Below are 24737 nucleotides of genomic sequence, written 5' to 3'. Positions count from 1 at the left end.
CTGCGCTGCCGCGTGGGCGGGAGGGTGATCGTGGTGGCGTCGGCGGCGCGGGAACATGGCGACGATCATGTCGGTCGTGCGCTCGTCGGGCCAGATCCGACCGGCCCGGGGGCGTCCCGCCGAAGGGTCGGCCCCGGGCCGGGCCAAAGCGGTCCGGGTCGGTCCGACAGGGGTGGCGGCGTGACCGACTCCGTGCTGTGTCGCCGGTCGCTCGCCCGCACCGCAGGCCAACTGTCGTGTCTATCGCGCCCGAGACCCGTGAGACAACGTTTCACGTGTAGAAGTTAATCAATATCATCCTCAGATCGTGAACATTGCAGAGATCCAGGTTTGTAAATATCGACGCTAGGATTCTCCCATCGTCCAGCGCCTCTCGAGTGGGCCACGAGTCCCACGAGAGGCCACCACAGTAGGAGGACCGGGAGATGACACTCCCCCGCACTCACCGGCGTACCTTCGCCGCGGTCGGTGTGCTCGCCAGCGCCGCCATGGTCACGGCCATGGCCAGCGCTCCCGCAACGGCAGCCCCGTCCGTCGGTGAGATCCGGAGCGCTGGTGGCGCGACGGCCGTGGCCGACAGCTACATCGTGGTACTCAAGGACAGCAGCGTCGGTGGCCGCGCCGGCACCCGCCAGGCCGCGGTGAAGAGCACCGCCAGCTCGCTCGCCGAACGCTTCGGCGGCAGCCTGGGCCACGTCTACGGCGACGCGCTCAACGGCTTCTCGGTGAAGCTGTCGGAGCGGGCCGCGAAGCGGCTCGCCGCGCACCCGTCGGTCGACTACGTCGAGCAGAACCACACGGTGACGACGCAGGCCACCCAGCTCAACCCGCCGTGGGGCCTGGACCGCATCGACCAGCGGAACCTGCCGCTCAGCGCCTCGTACAACTACTCCAGCACCGGCGCCGGCGTCACCGCGTACATCATCGACACCGGGATCCGGACCACCCACGTCGACTTCGGCGGTCAGGCCGTCGACGGGTACGACGCGATCGACGGCTCACTCCCGGCCGCCGACTGCAACGGCCACGGCACCCACGTCGCCGGCACCGTCGGCGGCAACACCTACGGTGTCGCCAAGGACGTCCGGCTGGTCGCCGTCCGGGTGCTGAACTGCCAGGGCAGCGGCACCTGGGACCAGGTCATCGCCGGCGTCAACTGGGTGACCTCGAACCACCAGCCGGGCCAGCCGGCGGTGGCGAACATGAGCCTCGGCGGCGGGCTCACCACCGCGCTGAACACCGCCGTGGCCAACTCGATCGCCGACGGCGTCACCTACGCGGTGGCCTCCGGCAACTCGTACGGCGCCAACGCCTGCAGCTACTCGCCGGCCTCGGTGCCGACCGCGCTGACCGTCAACGCGTCGCAGAGCAACGACGCGCGGGCCTCCTTCTCCAACATCGGCACCTGCACCGACATCTTCGCCCCGGGCGTGGGCGTCCTGTCGGCCTGGTCCACCAGCGACACCGCCACCTCGTCCATCAGCGGCACCTCGATGGCCTCCCCGCACGTCGCGGGTGCGGCTGCCCGGGTGCTCCAGCTGAACCCGTCCTGGACCCCGGCCCAGGTGCACGCGCACATCGTCAGCCAGGCCACCCCGAACGTGGTCAGCAACCCGGGCACCGGTTCCCCGAACCGGCTGCTCTACGTGGCCCCCACCTCCTGATCCACATCCGCTCCACCGGCCCCGAGGCGACTCTCGCCCCGGGGCCGGTCCCTCTTGGAGGAGAGACCATGACCAGATCACGCCTGCGGGGGCGGTTGCTCGCCCTCACCCTGGCCACCGCCCTCACCGCCGTACTCGCGCCGACCGGCACCGCGACGGCCGCCGCCGCCGAGGGAACCATCCGCCACGCCGGGGCCGCCGACGCCGTCCGGGACAGCTACATCGTCGTGCTCCGCGACGACGTGGCGCGTCGGGGCGACACGAACGTCACCGCCGAGGTCACCCGGGCCGTGGACCGGCTGCGCGCCCGCTACGGCGGGACCGTCGGGCACGTCTACGGCAGCGCCCTCAGCGGTTTCGAGGTACGGCTGTCGGAGCGGGCCGCCCGCCGCCTCGCCGCCGACCCGGCGGTGGCGTACGTGGAGCAGAACCGGGTGACCCCGCTGATCGGCCCCGGCACGCAGTTCGGCCCGCCGTCCTGGGGCCTGGACCGGATCGACCAGCGGAACCTGCCGCTGGACAACCGGTACAGCTACCCGAACACCGCGCACAACGTGCACGTGTACGTCGCCGACACCGGCGTCCGCGCCACCCACCTGGACTTCGGCTCCCGGGTCACCGGCGGGATCGACCTCGTCGACGGCGCGCTGCCGGCCGACGACTGCAACGGCCACGGCACCCACCTCGCCGGCACCATCGGCGGCACCAGCCACGGAGTCGCCAAGGAGGTCATGATCCACCCGGTCCGGGTGCTCAACTGCCAGGGCAGCGGCACCATCGCCACGGTGATCGCCGGCATCGACTGGATCAGCGCGAACGCCCAGCGGCCGGCGGTGGTGGAACTGGCCATCGGCGGGCCCGCCAACACCACCCTGGACGCGGCGGTGACCAACTCGATCAACCGGGGGATCACCTACGCCACCACCGGGGGCAGCTCGAACGGAAGCGCCTGCAACTACTCGCCCGGCCGGGTGCCCGGCGCGCTGACCGTGGTGGGCACCTCGGCGACCGACGCCCGGCTGTCGAGCGGCAACTACGGCAGCTGCATCGACCTGTACGCGCCGGGCCAGAACATCACGTCCACCTGGTACACCAGCGACACCGCCGTCGCCACCATCAGCGGCGGGTCGGCGGCCTCCGCGCACGTCGCCGGTTGTGCCGCGCTCGCCCTGTCGGCGAACCCGACCTGGTCCCCGGCCCAGGTGTCCACCTACCTGACCAGCCGGGCCACCGCCAACATCGTCACCGGCGTGCCCAGCGGCACCCCGAACCGGCTGCTCTACTGCGGCCCCTGACCCACCCGTCCGATCCCCGATCCACACGGCGTGTCCGTGGCCACCCGGTCCTCCCCGGGTGGCCACGGCAGCCACCCACGGAGGAGGCGTTGCCCGTGGCCACGGACCCGACTACCGTCCAATTCAGTGACGATTGACTATATGGTCATCGGCGGTGGCATCGCGGGCGCCACCGCCGGCTACCACCTCGCCCGGTACGGCCGCGTGCTGCTGGCCGAGATGGAGCAGGTGCCCGGCCACCACTCCACCGGCCGCTCCGCCGCCCTGTTCTCCGAGTACTACGGTGGCCCGGCGGTCCGCGCCCTGACCCGGGCCAGCCGCGACCCGCTGACCGACCCACCCCCGGGGTTCGCCGCCCACCCGCTGCTCACCCCACGGGGCTCGCTGATCCTCTGCCCGCCCGGCGACGAGGACCTGTTCGACGCGCAGTTGCGCGACGGGGCGGAGGTCGACCCGCCGGCCCGGGAGATCGATCTCGCCGAGGTCGCGGGCATCTGCCCGATCGTGCGGCGGGAACGGTTCCACCGGGCGATGCTGAAGCCCGCCGCCCGGGACGTCGACGTGGACGCGCTGCACCAGGGCTACCTGCGGGGCGTCCGCGCGGCCGGGGGCACGCTCAGCCGGCTCACCCGGGTCCGGTCGCTCCGCCGGGAGCGGAGACGCTGGCGGGTCACCACGGACGCCGGGGACGTCACCGTCCGTACGGTGGTGAACGCCGCCGGGGCGTGGGCCGACGAGGTCGCCGTGGCCGCCGGCGTACGCCCGGTGGGGTTGACCCCGCTGCGACGTACCGCGTTCCTGGTGGACGCACCGGCCGACCTGGACGTCACCGGCTGGCCGATGGTCGCCGACGTGGCGGGGACCTTCTACCTGAAGCCGGAGTCGGGCCACGTGCTGGTGTCCCCGGTGGACGCCACGCCGGTGCCGCCGGGTGACGTCCGTCCGGACGACCTGGACGTGGCGCTCGGGGCGGCCCGGGTGGAGGAGGCGACCACGTTGACCGTCCGACGGATCCGGCACGCCTGGGCGGGACTGCGTACCGCCGCCCCGGACGACGTGCCGGTGATCGGGCCGGCGGCGGACGCGCCCGGCTTCTTCTGGCTCGCCGGGCTCAGTGGCTACGGCGTGCAGACCGCCCCGGCCGCCGGGGCCCTGCTCGCCGCCCTGGTCACCGCCGGGCCGCCCCCCGTCGACCCCACCCCCTACTCCCCGGCCCGCTTCACCGCCGGTCGGCCGTGAGGTCGACGGCGACATCGGAGATCGACGTGCCGGTCACCGGGGCGGCGCGGGTCAGGGGGATCTGGGGGTGGGGGCGCTCAGCGGGGAGGCGGAGATGGCGGCGGAGAGGAGCGCGGCTGCCAGGGTGACCCAGAAGACCGCCGGGTAGCCGGCGGCGCTGGCGACCAGGCCGGCGAGGGGTCCACCGGCCACCAGGCCGATGTCCCAGAACGAGGTGAACGCCCCCAGGGCCGCGCCCTGGTGCGCCGGGTCAGTCCGATTGATCACCAGCAGGGCCAGCGCCGGGAAGAGCAGCGAGAGCCCCGCCCCGATGACCAGGCCGCCGAGGATCGCCACCCACAGGTTCTCCGCGACCGCCACCAGCAGCAGGCCGACCGCCTCCACCAGGGCCGACCAGAGCGCCACCCGGCCCGCCCCCAGCCGGTCCGGCAGCCCACCGGCGAAGAGGCGCACCCCGACGTAGGTGACGCCGAAGGCGTTGAACGCGGCGATGCCGTTCTCCACGCCCCGGTCGGCCAGGTGCAGCGCGGCGAAGGCGGCGAGGCCGGCGTACCCGAGACCGGCGAGGGAGAGCGCGACGCCGGGCGCGACCGCGCTGCGGGGCAGGAACCCGGCCGGTCCGGCGGCCGACTTCTGGACCGGCCGGGGCCGGCCGGCGACCAGCGCCAGCCCGACCGCCGACGTCAGGGCGGCGAACACCCAGACCGCCGGGTATCCCCCGGCGGTACGCAGCAGCACCGTGCCGAGCAACGCCCCGAGGGTGATCCCGGCCCACATGTGGATGCCGTACAGCCCGACGATCCGGCCCCGCCGTTCGGTCGGCGCGAGCGCCACCAGCCAGGCCGCCCCGGCGGTGTAGACCGCGCCCTCGCCGACGCCGTGCACGATCCGGACCGCGACCAGCAGCGGGATGCTCCCGGCGACCAGGTAGCCGAGGCTGGCCAGGCCGCAGAGGGCGGCCCCGGCGAGCATCACCGTCCGGTAGCCGTACCGGTCGCCGATCCGACCGGCGATCGGCCGGGCGACGACGGCGGCGACCGCGATCGCCGCGATCACCACGCCCACCTCGACGCGGTTGCCGTCCAGCTCGTCGAGGACCAGGAACGGCAGCACGGCCAGGGACGCCCCCACCCCGAGCAGGCAGAGCAGGATCGCCCCGAAGAGCGGCAGGTACGGGCGGTAGAACGTGAGGGTGCCGCCGGGCGCGGTCGCGGTCATCAGCGGTCTCTCCTAGGCCGGGACGACGTGGAAGAAGTGGGTCGGCAGGTGGATGGCGAGTCCCTCGTGGATCTCCGCGCAGACCGCCGGGCCGTCGGTGGCGAAGGTACCGGGCGGCGGTACGGCGATCCGGATCGCCGAACGTCCGGCGTCGAGCAGTCGCGCGGCCATCGCGAAGTCCCCCACCACCGCCTCCCCCGGTGCCACCATCCGGGTACGGGAGATCTGCACGCCGTTGCGGGCCAGGTCCTCCAGCAGCCCGTTCCGGCCGAGCAGGTGGGTGTAGTAGTCGCGGGGGTTGACGATCATCGCGTGCGGGGTGGCCCCGGTCTGCTCGATCTCGTCGCAGGCGGCCAGCAGTCCGGTGAGCCAGTCGTGCCGGTACGGCAGCTTCGCGATCTCCGGGTGGCGCAGCAGCCCGTGCTCGCCGATGGTGAGCGCCTGGTTCTCGGCGGTGGCGAGCCGGACCAGCAGCCGGTAGTCGACGAAGACGGCCAGCCCCTCCGGGTCCTTCGCCAGTTCCTCGGGGATCTGCACCCAGGCGCGGATCGGGTGCACCCCGGCCTCGGCCATGCCGAACCGGAAGGCGGCCTCCCGGCGCAGGTCCGACTCCCGCACCGCCGCGGCCTCGGTGGCGTCCGGCCGGCCCTCGCACCAGAACCGGACCGGGTCCATGCCGACCGACCGCTTCCGGAACAGGTTGCGGACGGTCACCCGGGGCCGTTCCTTGGTGGGCTGGAAGGCGTCGGTGATGGTGAAGTCGAACCGGACCTCGGCTCCGGCCGGGTCGGCCGCGTACGCCGCGGCGAACTCCTCCCCGGGGGATCGGGTGACGGGCGGCGCGCTGGCGCTGGTCATGACGGCTCCTCAAGCGGGATGGCGTGCTGGACGAGGCGCTGGTAGAAGGGGAGGTGGTGGTCGTAGTAGGCGCGCAGGGTGGCGTCGTTCTCCACGGTCACCGTGAAGTCCTTCGCCACCGGACGGAAACCGGAGGTCCGCTCGACGTCCAGGTGCCAGATGCGGGTCCGGGCCCACTCCGCCCGGTCCCCCGGGTCCCAGGTCAGCGCCTCCGGCCGGTACGGCAGGTCGACCGCCGCGCACCAGGCCGCCACCACCCGGTCCGGGTCGCGCAGCAGCGCCTCGGCGGAGAGCACCACCGGGGGGCGGTGCGCGGTCGCCCGGACCAGCTCGAACAGGTCCCACTGGTGCTCGTAGCCGATCTCGTGGCAGGCCACGGTCGGTTTGATCGCGTGGTGCGAGCTGATCGTGCGGGCCGGGTGGCGGACCAGGAAGGTGTGCGTGACGTCGGCGATCCGCTCCGGGGCCTCGAAGAGGTGCCCGTACCGGTACTCCAACGTGTCCTTGACGAAGACCGGACGGTCCCGACCCAGGTCGAGCAGGTGCGCGGTGACCTCGGCCGGGCTGGTGGCGGTGACGGTGCCGCCGTCGGCGGCGGGCAGTTCGACCCGGCCGGTGTCCACCAGGGTCACCAGGGGTTCGTGGACCACCGTGACGTCCCCCCGGGCGATCATCATCCGCAGGAACGCGGTGGAGATCGCCCGGGGGTGCGCCCACATGGCGATCAGCGCCATGGCGTCTCCGTCGGCCTCCCGGGCCGCACCGCCTCCGCCGGGGCACCGGGGCGTGGCGGTTCCGGCGCGGCGGAGTGGCCGGCCGCTTCCGCCGGGGCGGGCCGCGCGGGGCGGGTGGGGGGCGTGGGCGCGGCCGGGCGGCGTGGTCCGGTACGGACGATCACGCCGGGCGGCGGCGAGCAGCCTCCCGTCCGCCACGCTGCCGCCGGGTTCACTGCGACCACCAGGTCGGTTGGCGGTCCCAGCGGTGGGCGCGGAGGCGGCCCAGCAGTTCCGGGTCGAGCGGCTGGCCGTCGCTGACCGCCAGGTTGGCGCGGACGTGCTCGGGTCGGCGCATGCCGGGGATCACGGTGCTCACCGCCGGGTGGTGCAGGACGAAGCGCAGCGCCAGCTCCGGCATGGTGGTCCCGGGCGGCAGGTCGGCGGCGAGCTTCTCCGCGCGGGCCACGCTGGGCAGCAGGTTCTCCGGTCCGAAGTAGGTGCTGCGCCAGTCCTCCGGCGGCCAGGTGCTCTCCGCGGTGAGGGTGCCGGTCAGCGTGCCCTCGTCGAACGGGACGCGGGCGATGATGCCGATGTCGTCGCGCAGGGCCCGGTGGAACAGCTCGTCCTCGGGGGCCTGGTCGAAGATGTTGTAGATGACCTGGACGACGTCGATCAGGCCGGTGTCCAGCGCGGCCAGGCAGTTCGTGGGCTCCCAGCGGTTGACGCTGATGCCCACCCCGTCGATCAGCCCGTCCCGCTTGAGGTCGGCGATCGTCTCCTGCCAGCGTCCGTCGTCGGCCCAGCGGTCCTCCCAGACGTGGAACTGCATCAGGTCGATCCGCTCCACGCCCAGATTGTCCAGGCTGTACCGGGTGTACTCGCGGATGTGGTCGGCCGGGAAGACGTCGTCGAGGGTGTCCTGCGGGCCGGGCGGCCACTCCCGGTTCTTCGGCGGGATCTTGGTGGCTACGTACAGTCGCCGGTCCGGGTGCCGGCGGAGCAGGTCACCGAGGAGGCGTTCGCTGACCCCCCGGCCGTACACCCAGGCGGTGTCGAAGAAGTTGCACCCCCGCTCCACCGCCTCGTCGAGGCAGCGGGGGGCGACGTCGTAGTCCCAGCCGGTGAACCCGCCGGGACCGCCTCCGATGCCCCACATGCCGTACCCGACCTCGCTGATCTCCCAGCCGAGGCGGCCCAACCTGCGATAACGCATGCGCATGTTCCTTTCGTCACGCTGCCGGGGCCGGGGGCCGGTCCCCGCCGATCCGTCCCTGCCCGGTCAGCCATCTCCGGTAGGCGTCGACCGACGGGCCGAGGTCGGCGTCGGTGAAGCCGTGCCGGCGTTCCAGCCGGTCGCACCCGTCCCGGCGGAAGAGCCGGGGGTTGTCCGTGAGCAGCGCGCCGAACACCGCGCGGAGCTGCTCCTCGTCCGCGCCCAGCCGGGTCGGGAAGAGCGCCAGCAGCGCGGCCGCGTCCCGGTCGCCGTCGGTCACCGCGTCCCGCAACGCGGCGAGGAACCGGGCACAGCTGACCCGGGGTACGGCGTCGCCGCCGGGCAGCTCGGTGAAGTCGACGCTGTGCGGGTGCAGCACGTGCAGCGCCCGCCCCCAGGTGGTCCGGTCGGCGACCGCGGCGACGATCCGGCGGGCCGCGTAGTCGACCGGGGTCCAGTCGGAGCGGACCGCCGCGTCGGGTCGCATGCCGAGCCGGTGGCAGGCGGCGAGCAGCAGGTGGGTCAGGGCACGGCGGTTCGGTGTCCCGTTGTCGGCAGCCGGCATCACCTCGCCCAGGCGCAGCAGGGTGATCGTCGCGCCCCGGCGGCGGGCGGCCGTCAGGTACCGCTCGGCAACCCACTTGGACCGGCTGTACCCGCTGGTCGGCGGGGTGGCGGCGGACGGGTCGAAGGTCTCCGGCAGCGGCAGCCGGTGCCGGGCCGCCTCGGTGTCGAGCACGCCCAGGGTGGAGACGTGGTGCAGCGGTTTCGGCCGGTCCGCGAGGGCCAGCCGGAGCAGTTCGGCGGTACCGCGCACGTTGGCCCGCCGGTGGGCGCGGTAGTCGAAGAGGAAGTTGACCAGCGCGCCGACGTGCAGCACCAGGTCGCAGTCACGGGCCAGGTGGTCCCAGGTGCGGGCGTCCAGCCCGACGGCGGGGCGGGACAGGTCGGCGGCGTAGCCGGCGAGCCGGTCGGCCAGGTGCGGCGCCCACAGGCCCCGGTCGGCCAGGGAGCGGACCACCCGGGCGGTGGCCTCCGTGTCGTCCGCGCCCCGGGTCAGGCAGTGCACCCGTACGTCGGTGGTGGTGAGCAGTTCGTGCACCAGGCGGCTGCCGACGAACCCGGTCGCCCCGCTGACCAGCACGCTGCGGATCTCCCGGCGCGGGTCGGCGGCGCGGACCAGCAGGTCGACGGGGAGACGGGCGTCGGCCGCGACGAGGTCCGCCTCGGGCGCGACCGGGACGCGCCGACGTCGGGCAAGCAGACCGGCCAGCCGCGCGGGGGTGGGGTGCTCGAAGAGGTCCTGGACGCCGAGCGGGACGCCGTGTTCCCCGGCGAGCGCGGTGGTCACCGCGACGGCCTGGAGCGAGTCGCCCCCGGCGGCCAGGAAGTCGGTGTCGGCGTCGAGGTCGGGCTGGCCGAGGACGGCCCGGAACACCGCCAGCACCGGGTCCGGCAGCCCGCCGTCACCGCCGGCCAGCCGGGTGGCCCGCTCGTCGAGCAGGCCGTCGAGGCGGGCCTGCAACACCCGCCGGTCCACCTTGCCGTTGCGGGTCAGCGGCAGGGCGTCGAGGACGACCAGGTGCCGGGGCACGCTGGTCCGGGGCAGCAGCCGGCGCAGGTGTTCCCGCAGTCGTGGTTCGGGCACCTCGCGGTCGGCGGCGACGAAGAGGGCCAGGGACCTGCTGCTGCCGTCCCGGGCCACGATGACCTTGGCCTGGTGGATCCCGGGAAACCGGGTCGCCGCGGTCTCGATCTCGCCGGCCTCGATCCGGACGCCGTTGACCTTCAGCTGGAAGTCGCGGCGGCCGACGAAGTGCAGCCGTCCGTCCGCGTCGAGGCGGCCGAGGTCCCCGGTGCGGTACAGCCGGCGGCCGGGGATCTCCGGCAGCGGGTTGGGCACGAACACCTCGGCGGTGCGGGCGGGCGCGCCGAGGTAGCCCGCGCCGAGGCAGACCCCGCCGATGACGATCTCGCCGACCGCGCCGGGCGGCAGGGGACGCAGGTGGGCGTCGACCACCGCCGCGTGGCAGTTGTCGATCGGTCGGCCGATCGGGATGGTGTCGCCGTCGGCGGGGGTCACCGGGTGGAACACCATACCGATGGACGCCTCGGTCGGGCCGTACCCGTTGGTGACGGCGATGGCCGGCACCAGTTCGCCGAGCCGGTGCACCGCCGCCGGGTCGATCTCCTCGCCGCCCACGATCAGGTGGCGCAGGGTGCCGATGGCCCGGCGGGCGTCCGGGTCCCGGTCCACCATGGCCACCAGGAGACCGAGGATGCTCGGCACGAAGTCGGTCATGGTGACCCGCTCGTCGGCGATGGTGCGGACGGTTTCCTCGACGTCGAGGAAACCGCCCTGCACCGGTACGACGACCCGGCCGCCGGTGGTGAGCGGCCAGAACAACTGCCACACCGAGGAGTCGAAGGTGTGCCGACTGTTCTGGAGCACCACCTCGTCGCCGGTGGCGTGGAACCAGCGGGTCATGAAGCGGAACCGGTTGGCGAGCCCGTCGTGCCGGTTCATCGCGCACTTCGGGGTGCCGGTGGTGCCGGAGGTGAAGATCCCGTAGATCAGGTCGTCGGGTCCGATCGGGACGCCGGGACGGGTGGCGGTGGGCGGGACGGCGTCGAGCCGCACCGGCACCGTCGGCGGCCCGTCCGGTCCGGAAGCGGAACCGTCCGGGATGGGGCCGGTGACCATCAGGCGGGGACGGACCACTGCCAGAGCGGCGCGCAGACGATCGGCGGGCCACCCCGGGTCGAAGGGGACGAACGCCGCGCCGAGCTTCATCAGCGCCAGGTACGCGACCGGCAGTTCCAGCCCGTCGGCGAGGAGGACGGGCACCACGTCGCCCCGGGTCACGCCCCGGGTGGCGAGCCCGGCGGCGAAGCCGTTGGCCAGTTCGTCGAGCTGCCGGTAGCTGAGCCGGCGCCCCCGGAAGGCGACGGCGGGCCGGTCCGGATGCGCGTCGACACGTTCCTCGATCATGGCGGGGATCGCCCGGAAGGGCGCGTCCTCCACTGCCCGCCCGGCCCGGCGGCCGAACGCCAGTGCCCGGGTGACCGGGCCGACCGCCGGAGCCCGACCGGATTCCAGCCGTGGATCGGCCAGCAGCGTGGCGAACACCTCGGCGAAGATCTCGGCCACCGCCGGCACGCTCACCGACCACGGGTCGGCGGGGGCGCAGTGGACCACGACGGTGACCCCGTCGGCGGTGACCGTGGCACGGAGCAGCACCGGCACGGTGACCAGGTCGGTTCCGAAGGTGCCGTCGAGGAGCAGCGCCGGCGCGGTGGCCGGGTCGGCTCCCGGGTCGCTGTCGAGAAGCACCACCAGCGCTCCGGGGTCGCCGTCGACGGGTGGTCCGACGGCGGCCAGCGACCGGACGGTGGCGCGGGCGGGTCCGCCGGGGAGCCGGTGCAGGCTCGCCGGCCACTCCGGCAGGTCGAGGGTCTCGACACCGGTCCGGACCCGGACGGGAAGCTCGCGTCCGAGGCGGTCGACCAGCTCGACGGCGGCCAGCAGCGCGGCGGCAGCCCGGTCGTGGGCGACCCGCACCGCCGGTCGGGCCACGGTGTACCGGTAGGTGAGGCCGTCGCCGGCGTGGACCGGTACTGCGGAGCCGGTGTCACCGGATCTCATGCCGCCCCCAACGTCCTGTGCCGGGCCCGACGCAGCGCCGACACCGTCCACAGGTGACGGACATCACTCGCTGCTGCGCAGGGACACTAGAGCAAACATCGACCCATGGGAATATGTAACTTTCAGTGACAGCATTCCCGGCGCTGGACGTCCTGCTCACGGGACGGGTCGGGGTCGAACCGGACACACCGGTGGCCCGGCCGACGGGATGTCCGTCGACCGGGCCACCGTGGACTCAGCCCGCCCCGGCAGGGGTGGCGGGTTCCCCGCCGCCGGGCAGATGGCGCACGCCCGGCGGGACGTCCGCCCGGCGCGAGGCGGTCGGCCGGTCGCGCCGGGCGGCGACGGTCAGCCGCCGAGGCTGGCCGCCGCCGAGGCGATCGCCGAGGCGAAGTAGCTCACCTGGGTGTAGACACCGGGGTAGTTCGGACGGGCGCAGCCGTTGCCCCAGCTCACGATGCCGACCTGGATCCAGGCGTTGGCGGCGTCCCGGCGGAACATCGGGCCACCGGAGTCACCCTGGCAGGTGTCGGTCCCGCCGCTGGCGTAGCCCGCGCAGATCTCCTCGGCCGGGATGATGTCGCCGCCGTAGTTGGACTGACAGGTGGCGTCGTCGACGAAGGGCACCTGCGCCTTCAGCAGGTACCGCTGCTGAGCTCCACCCTCACGGGCCGCACCCCAGCCGGCCACCGTGAACATCCCGTTGTCGTACGCGGTGGTGTTGGCGATCTTCAGGGTCGGCAGCGTGGTGACCGGGGTGGCGAGCCGGATCAGGGCCCAGTCGTCGCCGGACCCGTTGTAGCCGGGCGCCCGGTAGACGTAGTTCGAGCGGACCGTGATCCGGCTGGACGACTGGAGGTCGACCACCCCGAGGGTGGCGGTGATGCTGGTGTTCGACCCGGTCCGGCCCACACAGTGCGCCGCGGTCAGCACCAGGTTCGGGCTGTAGAGCGAGCCACCGCAGCCCATCGAGAGCCGCACCATCCACGGGAACTCGCCCTGGGCGGCCGGCGTGCCGCCGACGACCTGCGGAGTCACGTCGGCCTCGGACTGGGCGACGGCCGGAGCCGCCACGACGAAGGAGCCGACGGTCACCGCCGCCAACGCGACGGCCGTACGACGGAGGAATCTGCGCCAGGGTGCCATGGGGGAGCCTCCCGAACCTGGGGGTGGCACGCCGTCGGCGTGCCGAGGTCACGATGGCGGAAGCCTACGGTTTTCCATCGAAGATTGGCAATGCATTGCGACTATTCCGCATTCGTCATACCACCAGCCGAACCATCCGATCGTCCACCGTGCACAATGATCAACCCCGGGTCACGTATTGACGTCTATATGTATACGGGGTGTGATGGGCGTAACCTGCCGGCCACCCGCTCCCGGAGGGTCCCATGCGTCCACGAAGCGCGTACGTGCTCCGCTCCGCCGTCCTGGCGCTGCTGCTCGCCGTTCCCGCCGCCGCCGTGCCGGCGACCGCCGCACCCCCGCCTCGTGCCGGGGACGGGGCCACCGGGAGCCTGGCCGACGGCTGCGACCCGGTCGACCCGGCCGCCTGCCTGCTGCCGTTCCCCAGCGACCTGTACACCGTCGCCGACCCGGCCACCGACACCGGAATCCGCGTCGACCTGCAACGCTCGGCAATGCCGGAGAACATCTTCGGCACCAACATCGACCCGGCGGACTGGAACCGCAACGACGGCTTCTCCCCCGGTTCGATGCTGCTCACCCGGATACCGGGGCTCGACCCGGTGACCTCCGGGATCGCCCCGTCCACCGACATCGGCCGGTCCCTCGCGCCGGACGCCCCGATCGTGCTGGTCAACACCAGGACCGGGGAACGGCACCCGTACTGGGCCGAACTCGACGCCAACGCCGCCGACGACCCGGACCGCCAGGTGCTGATCATCCGGCCGGCCCGCAACCTCGACGAGAACACCCGGTACGCGGTCGGCCTGCGCCACCTGCGCGACTCGGCCGGGGCGACGATTCCGGCGTCGGAGTTGTTCGCCACGTTGCGGGCGCCCACCGCACCGGCCGACCCGGCGCTGCACCGCCGCTGGGAGTACGCGCAACGGGCGATCGGCGCGCTGTCCACCGCCGGGGTCGACCCGGCCGCCCTGCACCTCGCGTGGGACTTCACCGTGGCCAGCGAGCGCAGCCTGACCGAACGCGTCCGGCACATGCGGGACGAGGCGTTCGGCCAACTCGGCACGGCCTCTCCGGTGGTGACCGTGGACAAGGTCACCGACTACACCGCCGAGCAGGACCCGGACATCCGACGGCAGGTCGAGGGGAGCGTACGGGTACCGAGCTACCTCGACACCCCGCTCGGCCCGCCCGGTTCGCGGCTGAACTACGGTCCGGACGGGCTGCCCGAGCAGCGCAGCCTGAACATCACGGCGAAGTTCTACTGCAACATCCCCCGCTCGGCGAGCGCCGCCACCCCGGCCCGGCCGACCCTGTACGGCCACGGCCTGCTCGGCTCCCCCACCGAGATCGACTCCCGCAAGCTCAAGCAGTACTCCCAGGAGTCGAACTCGATGCTCTGCGCCACCGCGTGGATCGGCATGGCGACCACGGACGTCCCGAACGTCATCCGCTCGCTCGGTGACTTCTCCCGGTTCGGCTCGATCCCGGACCGCACCCAGCAGTCCTTCCTGAACTTCCTCTACCTCGGCCGCGCGCTGATCCACGCCCGGGGCGCCGCCGCGAAGGACGCCTTCCGGGACGAGACCGGTCCGCTCACCCGCACCGGTGCCGGCCAACTCGTCTACCTCGGCAACAGCCAGGGCGGGATCCTCGGCGGGGCACTCTGCGCCGTCGCCACCGACTTCACCCGCTGTGCGCTCGGCGTACCGGCGGCGAACTACTCGACGCTGTTGGACCGCAGCGTCGACTTCGACCAGTTCCACCCGGTTTTCCACAACGCCTACCCCGACCCGGTCGACCAGCAGCTCTGCCTGGCCCTGGCCCAGATGCTCTGGGACCGTGGCGAGGCGAACGGCTACCTGCACCACCTCACCGGCGACCCGCTGCCCGGCACCCCGACCAAGCAGGTGATCATGATCGAGGCGTTCGGCGACCACCAGGTGGCCAACATCGCCACCGAGGTACAGGCCCGCACCATCGGAGCGCGTCTGCGCACCCCGGCGCTGGCGGCCGGTCGCAGCCCCGACGTCGTGCCGTTCTGGGGCATCCCGGCGGTCCCGGCGCTGCCCTACACCGGAAGCGTGCTGGTCATGGTCGACAGCGGCTCGCCCGCGCCCCCGACCGGAAACACCCCGCCCCGCGAGGGTCTCGACCCGCACGGGCACCCCAGGAACTCACCGGAGATCCGGGCGATGATCGCGCGCTTCCTCGACTCCGGCACGCTGGTGGACACCTGCGCGGGAGTCCCCTGCACCGCTCCCACCGGCTGACCGCTCGGGCGCTCGCCGCGTGTGTGCGGCGTTGGGTGTTTCAGGGCGTTGAGTGTTTCGAGGCGTTGGGTGTTCGCAGGCGTTGGGTGTTTGCAGGGGCCCCCTGCTCGGCAAAAAGCGGTAACAAGGGGCCCCTGCTACCACCCACACCGGGCGGCGACACACCCGCCGGCCGTCCGGCGGCCCGGTGGGATGAACCGCGGTCGACCGGGTAAGCCCGGTCGGCCTGGTGGAGGAGGACCGCTGTCGCGGTGGGCCGCGACGACGACGCCCGGGCGGGGTGGCAAATGCCGACCCACCCGGGCGTCATTTCTGCCCTGCGGTACGCCTCAGCCGCCGGTGACCCAGTTCCAGGCGGAGACCACCCAGTCGGTCTGCTGGAGATAGGCGATACCGACACCGACCAGGAAGACCGCGGTCACCGCGTGGGCTCCCCGCGCGCTGCGCCGCACCCGGCCGAGCTGCCGTTCCCAGACCAGCCGGCCGAGCAGCCGGGCGAGCGCGAAGAGACCGGCGGCGACCAGGAGCGTGAGCAGGAAGGTCACCACCGGGGAGGTCAGGTCGCCTCGGGAGGAGATCGCCCAGATGCCCCAGCAGACGAAGGCGAACAGCCCTCCGGCGGCGCTCCACTCGGCCCCGTTGCGCCACTGCGCCAGATACCAGCTCAGCGGACGGCTGGGGCCGGGCGAGAACCAGCCTGTCGGCTCCTCCGGCTCGACCGCCGGGAACGCCTCGGTACGCGGGGCCTTCGGCCGGCCGACCGACGCCACTCCCCGTTGGAACCCGTCCCGTTGGGGAGGAACCACCGGGCCGGAGTCCTTCGGCACCTCCACGGTCCGCTCCGCCCACGGCTGTGTCTGGTCTGACATCTCATTTCCTCCCTGACGCCGGCCCTGCGGATCGGTCTGTCCCTTCCGAGGGTAGCCAGCGCGTACCGCAGGCCCCGCGCGCGCATCCCCCGGTGCGGTACCGTCGGCTGATGGCGGACACCGAGCGTCGGCGACGGCGCCTGCGTCACCCGACCGGGCACGACCGGGAGCAGGCGGGCGGTTCGGCGACGACCGCCGGGACGCACGACGGGACACCCGCCCCGAGCCGACGTGGTGGTCCGGAGGAGCGCGACGGCGACCGGGGCCTGCGTGGTCTGGTCGGCTCGGGCACCTCGCAGGTCGGCATCACGGCGGCACTGCGGGCGCGGGACGCCAGCCGCCCCACCGAGCAGGACCTGGCCGAGGCCGAGGCCCGCCTGGTGCTGGTGCGACGCAACTGGGTGCCCCGCGACGAACTGCCCCGCTCCGGTCGCTGACCCCCCGGCTGCGGGCCGGTCCGCCCATCCGGACCGGTCCACCCACCGCAGGGCAGGTCCGCCACGCCTCAGGGCAGGTCGGGCAGCTTGCCGGACGTCTCGTACGCGGCGACCTGGGCGATCCGGCGGGCATGCCGCTCGTTGCCGGAGAACGGCGTACCGAGGAACGCCTCCACGATCGCGGTGGCCTCGTCCAGCGTGTGCTGCCGGGCGCCGACCGCGACCACGTTGGCGTCGTTGTGCTGCCGTGCCAGCTGGGCGGTGTCGGTGTTCCAGGCGAGCGCCGCCCGTACCCCGGCGATCTTGTTCGCGGCGATCTGCTCGCCGTTGCCCGAGCCGCCGATGACCACCCCGAGGCTGCCCGGGTCGCGCACCACCCGGTCTCCGGTGTGCAGGCAGAACGCGGGGTAGTCGTCGTCGGGGTCGAAGGCGTGCGGGCCGACGTCGACCAGCTCGTACCCCTGCGTGGCCAGGTGGTTGGCGAGGTGCACCTTCAACTCGAAACCGGCGTGGTCGGAACCCAGGTAGACGCGCATACCGCGCAGTCTGTCAGGCCGTCCTCCGCGGTGTCGCCGAGGGCGGCACCGCGGAGCCGGTTCGTCACATCACCAGGGGGTACGGGTCAGCGGGACAGCTCTGCCACCACCAGGCCACCCCGGGCCTTCGGGGTGAACCAGGTGCTCTTGCGGGGCATCTTCTCGCGGGCCAGGTTGACCGCCACGAAGTCGTCCACGGTCACCGGCGCGATCAGGACGGCGAGTTCGGCGCGACCCGCGTCCACCTCGCCGGCCAGCCAGCTCGCCGGGTAGTCGCCGCCGACGTAGGTGATCCGCTTGTCGCCCGGGTCGAGCCCGAGGGCGTCGCGCAGCAGCAGCCGCTCGACCAGCGCGTGGTCGAGGTTCTCCAGCCGTCCCTGCTCGTCGTGGGGCAGGGTGACCGCGTACCCCCGGCCGGGGAGGCGGAGGTGCACGGTGCCGCCGGCCGCCGGGACCTCCACCGGGCCGTCGATCGGGCTGATCTCCGCGCCGGCCGCGCGGAGTCGGTCGAGCAGTTCCTCCGGGCTGGTGGTCAGCTCGCTGACCAGCCGGTTGTAGGGCTGGATCGCCACCGAGCGGGGCGTGGTGACCACCGCCAGGAAACGCGGCAGCTCACCGGTCTGGGCGGCCAGGCTGCGGTGGTTGCCGTCCGCGACCACCAGTTCGCCGCCGCCCGCGAGGGCGGTCAGCGCGTCCTGCTCCGGGCCCGCCCCGACCAGCCAGATCGCGTGCGTCCGACCGGCCTGGTCGGTGTCGGTGGCGGCGGGCGGGCCGGCCGCCTCGGTGGCGGCGGCGAGCCGGGCGTGCAGTTCCTCGCCGGTGCCGGTCTGCAACAGCAGCACCGGGGACAGCAGGTGCCCGAGCGTCTCGGCCAGCGCGACCCGTTCCCGCACCTTGGCGATGAAGACGTCCTCGTTCCGGATCACCAGGCCGGGTTCGTCCCGGCTCGTGGAGATCTGGTCGGTGTCGACCATCGCGAAGATCCCGTACGCGGGCTCCTCCCCCGCCGCACTGATCCGGTAGAGCACGACCACCTGCTCCGCAGGGGTGTAGCTGCCGTCGGCCTTGGCCTCGGCGAGCCGGGCCGCCGCGTCGGGCAGGGCGTCGAGGAACGACTTGCCCAGGCTTTCCGGCGCCCGGTGGGGCATCTCGATGCCCAGGGCACTGTGCGGGTTCGCCTCAATGATCGCGGTGATTTCCGCGTCGTCGGCGAACTCGTCGTAGTTCTGCGCGCCGGTGCCGCCAGTGGTGATCCAGGCCCGGGCGATCGGATGCACGACCGTCATGTGCGTTGACGCTACCGGGTCCACCAGGTGAAAAGAGGGCCCCCTGTCACCGCGGCCCCGAGCGCGGGACTCCTCCGCCGGAGGGGCCCGGCCGGCCGGGAGCCCGCGCCACCCCGACCACGATCGGTGGGGCCAGCAGGTCCACCAGGTGCGCGGGCAGGCCCGGCCGCACCGACGACCAGGCACCGGCGTCCACCGACCAGTACGACTCAGCGGCCGGCTCGGCGACGGGCCGGCGGGCGGCCTCACGGGTGGACACGCGGCGGTGGTTCGCCATCGGAATGCCTCCGGGTCGGGCACGGTCCGGTACGGACCGGCGGGAGCGACACCGGATGCAACGACCACCCCGATGCCCGGTGACGGGACGTGGCCGGCGAGCCGGACACCGGGTGCGGCCGGCGAGGGCCCGGCCGTTGCCTCGACAGGCGACGGCCGGGCCCGCCCCGGTCACTCGAAGCTGGGCTCGACGTCCCGGGAACGCTTCAGCTCGAAGAACCCGGGGGTGCCGGCGACCAGGAGGACGCCGTCCCAGAGTCGTCCGGCCGCCTCGCCCTTCGGGGCCGGGGTGACGACCGGCCCGAAGAACGCGACCGGCTTGCCGTCCGGGCCGGGAGCGTGGATCACCGGGGTGCCGACGTCGTAGCCGACCGGGTCCATGCCGGCGTGGTGGCTGGCCCGCAGCGCGTCGTCGTGGTCGGTGCTGGTGGCCGCCTCGGCCAGCGCCGGGTCCAGTCCCGCGTCGGCCAGGGCCGCGGCGATGGTCTCCGGGCCCCGCTGGCCGCCGAGGTGGATCCGGGTACCGAGCGCGGTGTAGAGCTTCCGGAGCACGTCGTTGCCGTACCGCTGCTCGGCGGCGACGCAGACCCGGACCGGCCCCCAGGCCGACCGCATCAGCTCCTGGTAGCGCTCGGGCAGTTCCCGACCCTCGTTGAGGACCGACAGGCTCATCACGTGGAAGCGGACGTCCACGGGACGGACCCGCTCGACCTCCAGCAGCCAGCGGGAGGTGACCCACGCCCACGGGCAGGTCGGGTCGAACCACATGTCGACGGTGACGCGTTCGGTCACGGTGATTCCCTTCGCGAACCCGGCCGCGCCGGCGGCGCGACACCTACCCCGATCTTCGTCTCCCGCACCGCCGCCCGGCATCGCATCCCACGGTGACCTCGGCCACCGGGCGGGACAACCTCGCCACCCCGGCAGGGCGTCTGCATGGAAGACTCGAATCCGCTGTCGGTCCGGCCACCGGGCCGGCAAGCTGGCAAGGACGCCGTTGACAGTGGGATGGAGACATACAGTGCCGGGAGTGCGCAACCTGACGCAGGTCGAGGCGACCGAGCGGGCCCGTCTGCTCGACGTGACCGGGTACGACATCAAGCTCGACCTGTCGTCGGCGGTCCAGCCAGCCGACGGGCACACGTTCAACTCGGTGACCGAGGTCCGGTTCCGGTGCAGCGAGCCGGGGGCGAGCACCTTCATCGAGGTGGCGGCCGAGGCGCTGCGGTCCGCGACGCTCAACGGCACGCCACTGGACACCGGCGGCTGGTCGGCCGAGAAGGGGCTCACGCTGCCGGGGCTGGCCGCCGAGAACACCCTGGTGGTCGACGCCGACTTCGCGTACTCGACGAGCGGGCAGGGCCTGCACCGCACGGTCGACCCGGTGGACGGCGAGACCTACCTCTACAGCCAGTTCGAGACCGCCGACGCGCAGCGCGTCTTCGCCTGCTTCGACCAGCCCGACCTGAAGAGCGTCTACACCTGGCACGCCACCGTCCCCGAGCACTGGCGGGTGGTCTCCAACATGCCCGTCGAGCGGGAGGAGCCGGCCGCCGAGGGGTGCAAGACCGTCCACTTCGTCGAGTCGGCGCGGATGAGCACCTACATCACCGCGCTCTGCGCCGGCCCGTACCACGAGGTGCGGGACAGCCACGACGGCATCGACCTGGGCCTCTTCGTCCGGGCGTCGATGGCCCAGCACCTCGACGCCGACGACCTGTTCCTCGTCACCCGGCAGGGCTTCGACTTCTTCCACGAGCAGTTCGGCGTGCGGTACCCGCTGCCGAAGTACGACCAGCTCTGGGTGCCCGACTTCAACGCCGGGGCGATGGAGAACTTCGGTTGCGTCACGCACGCCGAGTCGCACTACATCTTCCGCTCGCAGGTCACCGACTTCGAGTATGAGCAGCGCGCCAACACGATCCTGCACGAGATGGCGCACATGTGGTTCGGTGACCTGGTCACCATGCGCTGGTGGAACGACCTGTGGCTGAACGAGTCGTTCGCCGAGTGGGCCAGCCATTGGTGCAACACCCACGCCACCCGGTTCACCGACGCCTGGACGACCTTCCTCTCCGTCCGCAAGAACTGGGGCTACCGGCAGGACCAGCTCTCCTCCACCCACCCGGTCTACTGTGAGATGCCGGACCTGGAGGCGGTCGAGGTCAACTTCGACGGCATCACGTACGCCAAGGGCGCGAGCGTGCTCAAGCAGCTCGTCGCGTACGTCGGGATGGAGCCGTTCCTGGCCGGTCTGCGCAGCTACTTCGGCAAGCACGCCTGGGGCAACGCCACCTTCGACGACCTGCTCTCCGAACTGGAGTCGGCCTCCGGCCGGGAACTGCGCAAGTTCGCCGCGCAGTGGTTGGAGACCGCTCAGGTCAACACGCTGCGTCCCGAGGTCGTCATCAGCGCCGACGGCGGCTACGAGCGGGTGGTCGTGCACCAGGACGCCCCGGCCGGGCACCCGACGCTACGTACCCACCGCATCGGGGTCGGCCTCTACGACCTGACCGACGGCCGGCTGGTGCGCCGGGACCGGATCGAGGTCGACGTGACCGGGGAGCGGACCGAACTCGGCGCGCTGCACGGCAAGCCGGCCGCCGACGTGCTGCTGCTCAACGACGACGACCTCACCTACGCCAAGCTCCGCCTCGACGAGCGCTCGATGTCCACCGTGGTGCAGCACATCGCCGGGTTCGAGTCGTCGCTGGCCCGGGCGCTGTGCTGGACCGCCGCGTGGGACATGGTCCGGGACGCGGAACTCGCCGCCCGCGACTACGTGGCGCTGGCGCTCGCCGGGCTGCCCGCCGAGTCCGACATCAACCTGGTCACCGCGACGCTCCGCCAGGCGGTCAGCACGCTGGTCTTCTACGCCGACCCGGCGTGGGCCCCGACCGGCTGGGCGGAGCTGGCCCGCACCGCGAAGACGGCGATGCAGGCCGCCGAGCCGGGTAGCGGCTTCCAGCTCGCCTGGGCACGGACGTACGTCTCGGCGGCCCGCTCGGCGGAGGACCTGGCCACCCTGCGGGGCTGGCTGGACGGGTCGAACGTGCCGACCGGGCTCACCATCGACACCGAGCTGCGCTGGTCGCTGCTCCAGTCGCTGGTCGCCAACGGTCGCGCCGGCGCCCCCGAGATCGAGGCCGAGCTGGCCCGCGACAAGACCGCCAGCGGCGAGCGGGAGGCCGCGTACGCGCACGCGCTGGTGCCGACGCCGGAGAACAAGGCCGCGGTCTGGGCCCAGCTCACCGGCGCGGAGGCGCTGCCGAACTGGCGTAACCGGGCGCTGTTGCAGGGCTTCGCGCACCCGACGCAGGTGGAGCTGGTTGCGCCCTACCGGGAGCGGTACTTCGCCACCGTGGCACAGGTCTGGGCCAACCGGGACAGCGAGCCGGCGCAGGAGTTCACCCAGCTGGCGTACCCGGCGTACATGGTCTCGGAGGACACCGTGGCCGCGACCGACGCGTGGCTGGCCGGCGAGGGACACCCGGCCCCGCTGCGCCGGCTGGTCGCCGAGGGGCGCGACGGTGTGGTCCGGGCGCTGAAGGCCCGCGAGAAGGACACCCAGAGCGCCTGACGGGCACCGACCGGGGCGGGCGCGGGGGTAACCCGTGCCCGCCCCGGCCCGTCACGGTTACCGACGGAGGTGGACGTGATGGCACAGCCGACCCAGGGGACCCTCGACCCGGCCGCCTGGCCCCGCTGAGTCAGCGAACCCGCAGACACCGACACCCGGCCCGCCGAGCGGCGGACCGGGTGTCGTCGTGTCGAAGGTGGATCAGCCCTTGCCGGCGTGCGTGGCGAGCTGGTCGAGGCCGTTGATGATCCCACCGGCCAGGTCGCCGCCGCCGAAGGCCGCGACCATGGAGAGCGCGGCGAGCTTGGCGTACGTGTCGGGGATGCGCTTGCGGGCCTGCTTGCCGGTCACGACCTCCAGCCGACGCTGGTTGGGCGACACGGCGATCAGGACCGAACGCTCCGGCTCGGCGAGCTGCCGGTGCAGCCGCTCGGCGTGCTCGCGGGTCGGCTCGTCGAGCCCGCCGACGAAGACCGAGAAGACCAGCCCGGTGCCCTGGTCGGCAAGGCGCAGCGCCTCGTCGATGCGGAGCAGCTGCCGGGTGGTGAAGGGGCCGTCCAGCACCTCGGGCGGGTTGCCCGCCTCGGCCTGCTTCTCACCAACGGTCACTTGCGCCTCCGGTTACCCCGACCGGCGCCTCGATGCCGGCCTGCTCCTGCTTGCGGCTGCTCAACGCGGGGGCCTGTGCGCCCGCGGCCAACGCCGTGCCGGCCGAGTCGGCCAGCTGCTCGGGCCGGCCGAGGAACCAGACCGGCGTGAAGTCGAAGGGCCGGCCCGGCCGGTAGCGCTTGGCACCACCACGGCCGCCGCGACCACCACTGGCGAGGGCCAACCCGGCGATCACCAGCGTCGCCGCCGCCGGGATGCCGACGAAGACCAGCAACGTCTCGGTAACAGACAATCCCAACGCCCCCAGGCGGTAAGAGAGACCAGATCCACCGGGCCGGATCGGGCGTCATGGTGTCGCCCCTCCGACCCCGCTGCTGTTCACGTTAGCGGAGCCGACGGCCCGCCATATCGCGGGGTGGCGATGATCCCACCCGCCGTCGGCCCGTTCGACCTCGGCGGCAGCGGCCAACAGCCGCGCGTCGTCGCCGTACCGACCGGTGAGTAGGACGCCCACCGGGAGACCCTCGCCGGTACGGCCGACCGGAAGCGAGACGGACGGCTGGCCGGTCAGGTTGAAAACCGCGCAGTACGGCGAGAACCGTCGCTGCCGGTCGAAGTCCTCCGCCGGGTCGACACCGGAATGGAACCAGCCGACCGGCGCCTGCGGCGTGGCCACGGTCGGGCAGAGCAACAGGTCGACGCCGGCGGTCCGCCGGGCACCGAGGCGGACCAGCGCCTGGAGTTCGGCGAGGGTGCCGGTCAGGGCGGCGGCGGAGATCCGGCTGCCCCGCTCACGCATCAGCCGGGTCAACGGCAGCAGGTCGCCCTCCCGTTCCGGGGTGACCGGGGCGAGCGACAGCACGTACCAGAGGGTCTCGAAGAGCGGCCAGCACTCCGGCCCGAGCGGCGGCTCCACCTCGACCACCTCGTGCCCGGCCCCGGCGAGCAGCGCGGCGGCCCGGTCGACGGCGGCCACGCAGTCCGGGTGGACCGGTCCGTCGACGAGCATCGGGTGGGTGAACCGCCCCACCCGCAGCCGGCCGGGCGCAGCCCGACGGGCCGCGGCCAGGTGACCACCGGCCGGCGGCGGAGGTGGCAGGTAGGGCTCCCCCGGCACCGGAACGGCCATGACGTCCAGCAGCGCGGCCACGTCGGCGACGGTCCGGCCGATCGGACCGTTGGTGGGCAGGCCGAACGCGCCGGAGCCGAGCGGACCGCCGGAGACCAGCCCGCGGCTCGGCTTGTGGCCGACCAGGCCGCACAGGGCGGCCGGGATGCGCACCGAGCCGCCCCCGTCGGAACCCTGCGCGACGGGCACCAGCCCGGCGGCGACCGCTGCCGCCGCGCCACCGGAGGAGCCACCCGCCGTGTACGCCAGATGCCACGGGTTCCGGGCCGGCGGCGCGACCAGCCCCTCGGAGTAGAGCGAGCAGCCCAGTTCCGAGGTCGTGGTCTTGCCGAGGCTGACCAGCCCCGCGTCCCGCAGGTGCCGCACCACGTCGGCGTCGACCATCGGCACGAAGTCGGCGAAGGCGGCCGAGCCGAACGTGGTCCGTACCCCGGCGGTGAGGGTCAGGTCCTTCACCGCCGTCGGTACGCCGTGCAGCGGCCCCCGCTCGGCGGGCGGCACCGCGTCGGCGGCCCGGGCCGCCCGGCGGGCCTCCTCCGGGGTGACGGTGACGAACGCCCCGACGGTGTCGCCCAGCGCCTCGACCCGGGCGAGATGGTGCTCGACCAGCTCGACGCTGGAAAGGTCGCCCCGGGCCACGGCGGCGGCCTGCTCCAACGCGTTCAGGTCGTGTGGCTCGGCCATGACGCCATCCTGCCCCACCCGAGTGCCCGGTTGAGGTAGCTGAGGTGGTCGGGGCACATCACC

20 protein-coding genes are annotated in these 24737 nt (G+C 73.2%); 6 read left to right on the top strand and 14 right to left on the bottom strand.

Annotation, left to right across the window (positions count from 1 at the left end; all coding sequences use genetic code 11):
• Positions 1–425 precede the first annotated feature (425 nt).
• From GA0070618_RS16905 to GA0070618_RS16895, 3 genes are all read left to right on the top strand, one after another.
• Positions 426–1664, top strand: coding sequence for a S8 family peptidase (locus GA0070618_RS16905; RefSeq protein WP_088982506.1), 1239 nt, complete (start codon positions 426–428; stop codon positions 1662–1664).
• A 68-nt stretch (positions 1665–1732) separates the two neighbouring features.
• Entirely contained in the window at positions 1733–2959 is a 1227-nt protein-coding gene (locus GA0070618_RS16900) for a S8 family peptidase (protein ID WP_088982505.1), read from the top strand.
• A gap of 126 nt (positions 2960–3085) precedes the next feature.
• Entirely contained in the window at positions 3086–4198 is a 1113-nt protein-coding gene (locus GA0070618_RS16895) for an NAD(P)/FAD-dependent oxidoreductase (protein ID WP_143740356.1), read from the top strand.
• Positions 4199–4249: 51 nt separating this feature from the next.
• On the opposite strand, the gene GA0070618_RS16890 is transcribed toward GA0070618_RS16895, so the two are convergent.
• The 6 genes from GA0070618_RS16890 to GA0070618_RS16860 form a co-directional block, all read right to left on the bottom strand.
• On the bottom strand, positions 4250–5416 hold the full coding sequence (locus tag GA0070618_RS16890; RefSeq protein ID WP_088982503.1) for an MFS transporter: 1167 nt from the start codon (positions 5414–5416) through the stop codon (positions 4250–4252).
• A 12-nt stretch (positions 5417–5428) separates the two neighbouring features.
• Positions 5429–6274 (bottom strand): family 3 encapsulin nanocompartment shell protein, encoded by an 846-nt coding sequence (locus GA0070618_RS16885; protein WP_088982502.1) that lies wholly within the window; start codon positions 6272–6274, stop codon positions 5429–5431.
• Positions 6271–7008: a sulfotransferase-like domain-containing protein gene (locus GA0070618_RS16880; protein ID WP_088982501.1), complete on the bottom strand. Its 738-nt coding sequence runs from the start codon at positions 7006–7008 to the stop codon at positions 6271–6273. Before GA0070618_RS16880 ends, GA0070618_RS16885 begins: the two co-directional genes overlap by 4 nt.
• A 211-nt stretch (positions 7009–7219) precedes the next feature.
• Positions 7220–8203: an aldo/keto reductase gene (locus GA0070618_RS16875; RefSeq protein ID WP_088982500.1), complete on the bottom strand. Its 984-nt coding sequence runs from the start codon at positions 8201–8203 to the stop codon at positions 7220–7222.
• Between the two features lie 16 nt (positions 8204–8219).
• On the bottom strand, positions 8220–11849 hold the full coding sequence (locus GA0070618_RS16870) for a non-ribosomal peptide synthetase (RefSeq protein ID WP_088982499.1): 3630 nt from the start codon (positions 11847–11849) through the stop codon (positions 8220–8222).
• Between the two features lie 348 nt (positions 11850–12197).
• Positions 12198–12995, bottom strand: coding sequence for a S1 family peptidase (locus tag GA0070618_RS16860; RefSeq protein ID WP_088982497.1), 798 nt, complete (start codon positions 12993–12995; stop codon positions 12198–12200).
• A 245-nt stretch (positions 12996–13240) separates the two neighbouring features.
• Between GA0070618_RS16860 and GA0070618_RS16855 the strand changes: the two genes are divergently transcribed.
• Positions 13241–15268: a hypothetical protein gene (locus GA0070618_RS16855; RefSeq protein ID WP_088982496.1), complete on the top strand. Its 2028-nt coding sequence runs from the start codon at positions 13241–13243 to the stop codon at positions 15266–15268.
• Between the two features lie 329 nt (positions 15269–15597).
• Here the strand turns inward: GA0070618_RS16855 and GA0070618_RS16850 are convergent, their stop codons facing one another.
• Positions 15598–16137 carry a hypothetical protein gene (locus tag GA0070618_RS16850; protein WP_088982495.1) on the bottom strand — a complete coding sequence of 180 codons (540 nt, stop codon included), beginning with the start codon at positions 16135–16137 and terminating at the stop codon, positions 15598–15600.
• A gap of 110 nt (positions 16138–16247) precedes the next feature.
• Here GA0070618_RS16850 and GA0070618_RS16845 point away from each other — a divergent pair, with 110 nt between their 5' ends.
• On the top strand, positions 16248–16574 hold the full coding sequence (locus GA0070618_RS16845; protein WP_088982494.1) for a hypothetical protein: 327 nt from the start codon (positions 16248–16250) through the stop codon (positions 16572–16574).
• A gap of 68 nt (positions 16575–16642) precedes the next feature.
• Here the strand turns inward: GA0070618_RS16845 and GA0070618_RS16840 are convergent, their stop codons facing one another.
• From GA0070618_RS16840 to GA0070618_RS16825, 4 genes are all read right to left on the bottom strand, one after another.
• Positions 16643–17110 (bottom strand): ribose-5-phosphate isomerase, encoded by a 468-nt coding sequence (locus GA0070618_RS16840; protein WP_088982493.1) that lies wholly within the window; start codon positions 17108–17110, stop codon positions 16643–16645.
• Positions 17111–17196: 86 nt separating this feature from the next.
• A complete protein-coding gene (locus GA0070618_RS16835; RefSeq protein WP_088982492.1) occupies positions 17197–18396 on the bottom strand; it encodes a DUF1015 family protein in 1200 nt (399 codons plus the stop codon).
• A gap of 46 nt (positions 18397–18442) precedes the next feature.
• A complete protein-coding gene (locus tag GA0070618_RS16830) occupies positions 18443–18655 on the bottom strand; it encodes a hypothetical protein (protein WP_143740357.1) in 213 nt (70 codons plus the stop codon).
• 188 nt (positions 18656–18843) lie between these two features.
• On the bottom strand, positions 18844–19464 hold the full coding sequence (locus GA0070618_RS16825; protein ID WP_088982490.1) for a DsbA family protein: 621 nt from the start codon (positions 19462–19464) through the stop codon (positions 18844–18846).
• Positions 19465–19702: 238 nt separating this feature from the next.
• Here GA0070618_RS16825 and pepN point away from each other — a divergent pair, with 238 nt between their 5' ends.
• A complete protein-coding gene (gene pepN / locus GA0070618_RS16820; protein WP_088982489.1) occupies positions 19703–22252 on the top strand; it encodes an aminopeptidase N in 2550 nt (849 codons plus the stop codon).
• A gap of 201 nt (positions 22253–22453) precedes the next feature.
• On the opposite strand, the gene GA0070618_RS16815 is transcribed toward pepN, so the two are convergent.
• Genes GA0070618_RS16815 through GA0070618_RS16805 form a run of 3 tightly spaced genes read right to left on the bottom strand, consistent with a single transcriptional unit; the run spans position 22454 to position 24674 of the window.
• On the bottom strand, positions 22454–22861 hold the full coding sequence (locus tag GA0070618_RS16815) for a DUF5130 family protein (RefSeq protein WP_088982488.1): 408 nt from the start codon (positions 22859–22861) through the stop codon (positions 22454–22456).
• Positions 22848–23153, bottom strand: a complete 306-nt coding sequence (ctaJ, locus tag GA0070618_RS16810; RefSeq protein WP_435830280.1) for an aa3-type cytochrome oxidase subunit CtaJ — start codon at positions 23151–23153, stop codon at positions 22848–22850. The genes GA0070618_RS16815 and ctaJ overlap by 14 nt, the downstream gene beginning before the upstream one ends.
• Positions 23154–23207: 54 nt before the next feature.
• Complete coding sequence (locus GA0070618_RS16805; RefSeq protein ID WP_088982486.1) at positions 23208–24674, bottom strand: amidase; 1467 nt, start codon at positions 24672–24674, stop codon at positions 23208–23210.
• Between the last annotated feature and the right edge of the window lie 63 nt (positions 24675–24737).

It is taken from the genome of Micromonospora echinospora (genome assembly GCF_900091495.1).
GTDB classification, from domain to species: domain Bacteria; phylum Actinomycetota; class Actinomycetes; order Mycobacteriales; family Micromonosporaceae; genus Micromonospora; species Micromonospora echinospora.
This window is presented reverse-complemented; position numbering and strand designations above follow the sequence as displayed.

Coding starts and splice junctions, on each gene's coding strand:
- GA0070618_RS16905 (WP_088982506.1), top strand. CDS start 426: ATGACACTCCCCCGCACTCACCGGCGTACCTTCGCCGCGGTCGGTGTG.
- GA0070618_RS16890 (WP_088982503.1), bottom strand. CDS start 5,416: ATGACCGCGACCGCGCCCGGCGGCACCCTCACGTTCTACCGCCCGTAC.
- GA0070618_RS16880 (WP_088982501.1), bottom strand. CDS start 7,008: ATGGCGCTGATCGCCATGTGGGCGCACCCCCGGGCGATCTCCACCGCG.
- GA0070618_RS16885 (WP_088982502.1), bottom strand. CDS start 6,274: ATGACCAGCGCCAGCGCGCCGCCCGTCACCCGATCCCCCGGGGAGGAG.
- GA0070618_RS16875 (WP_088982500.1), bottom strand. CDS start 8,203: ATGCGTTATCGCAGGTTGGGCCGCCTCGGCTGGGAGATCAGCGAGGTC.
- GA0070618_RS16845 (WP_088982494.1), top strand. CDS start 16,248: ATGGCGGACACCGAGCGTCGGCGACGGCGCCTGCGTCACCCGACCGGG.
- GA0070618_RS16900 (WP_088982505.1), top strand. CDS start 1,733: ATGACCAGATCACGCCTGCGGGGGCGGTTGCTCGCCCTCACCCTGGCC.
- GA0070618_RS16850 (WP_088982495.1), bottom strand. CDS start 16,137: ATGTCAGACCAGACACAGCCGTGGGCGGAGCGGACCGTGGAGGTGCCG.
- GA0070618_RS16805 (WP_088982486.1), bottom strand. CDS start 24,674: ATGGCCGAGCCACACGACCTGAACGCGTTGGAGCAGGCCGCCGCCGTG.
- GA0070618_RS16840 (WP_088982493.1), bottom strand. CDS start 17,110: ATGCGCGTCTACCTGGGTTCCGACCACGCCGGTTTCGAGTTGAAGGTG.
- GA0070618_RS16855 (WP_088982496.1), top strand. CDS start 13,241: ATGCGTCCACGAAGCGCGTACGTGCTCCGCTCCGCCGTCCTGGCGCTG.
- GA0070618_RS16860 (WP_088982497.1), bottom strand. CDS start 12,995: ATGGCACCCTGGCGCAGATTCCTCCGTCGTACGGCCGTCGCGTTGGCG.
- GA0070618_RS16870 (WP_088982499.1), bottom strand. CDS start 11,849: ATGAGATCCGGTGACACCGGCTCCGCAGTACCGGTCCACGCCGGCGAC.
- GA0070618_RS16835 (WP_088982492.1), bottom strand. CDS start 18,396: ATGACGGTCGTGCATCCGATCGCCCGGGCCTGGATCACCACTGGCGGC.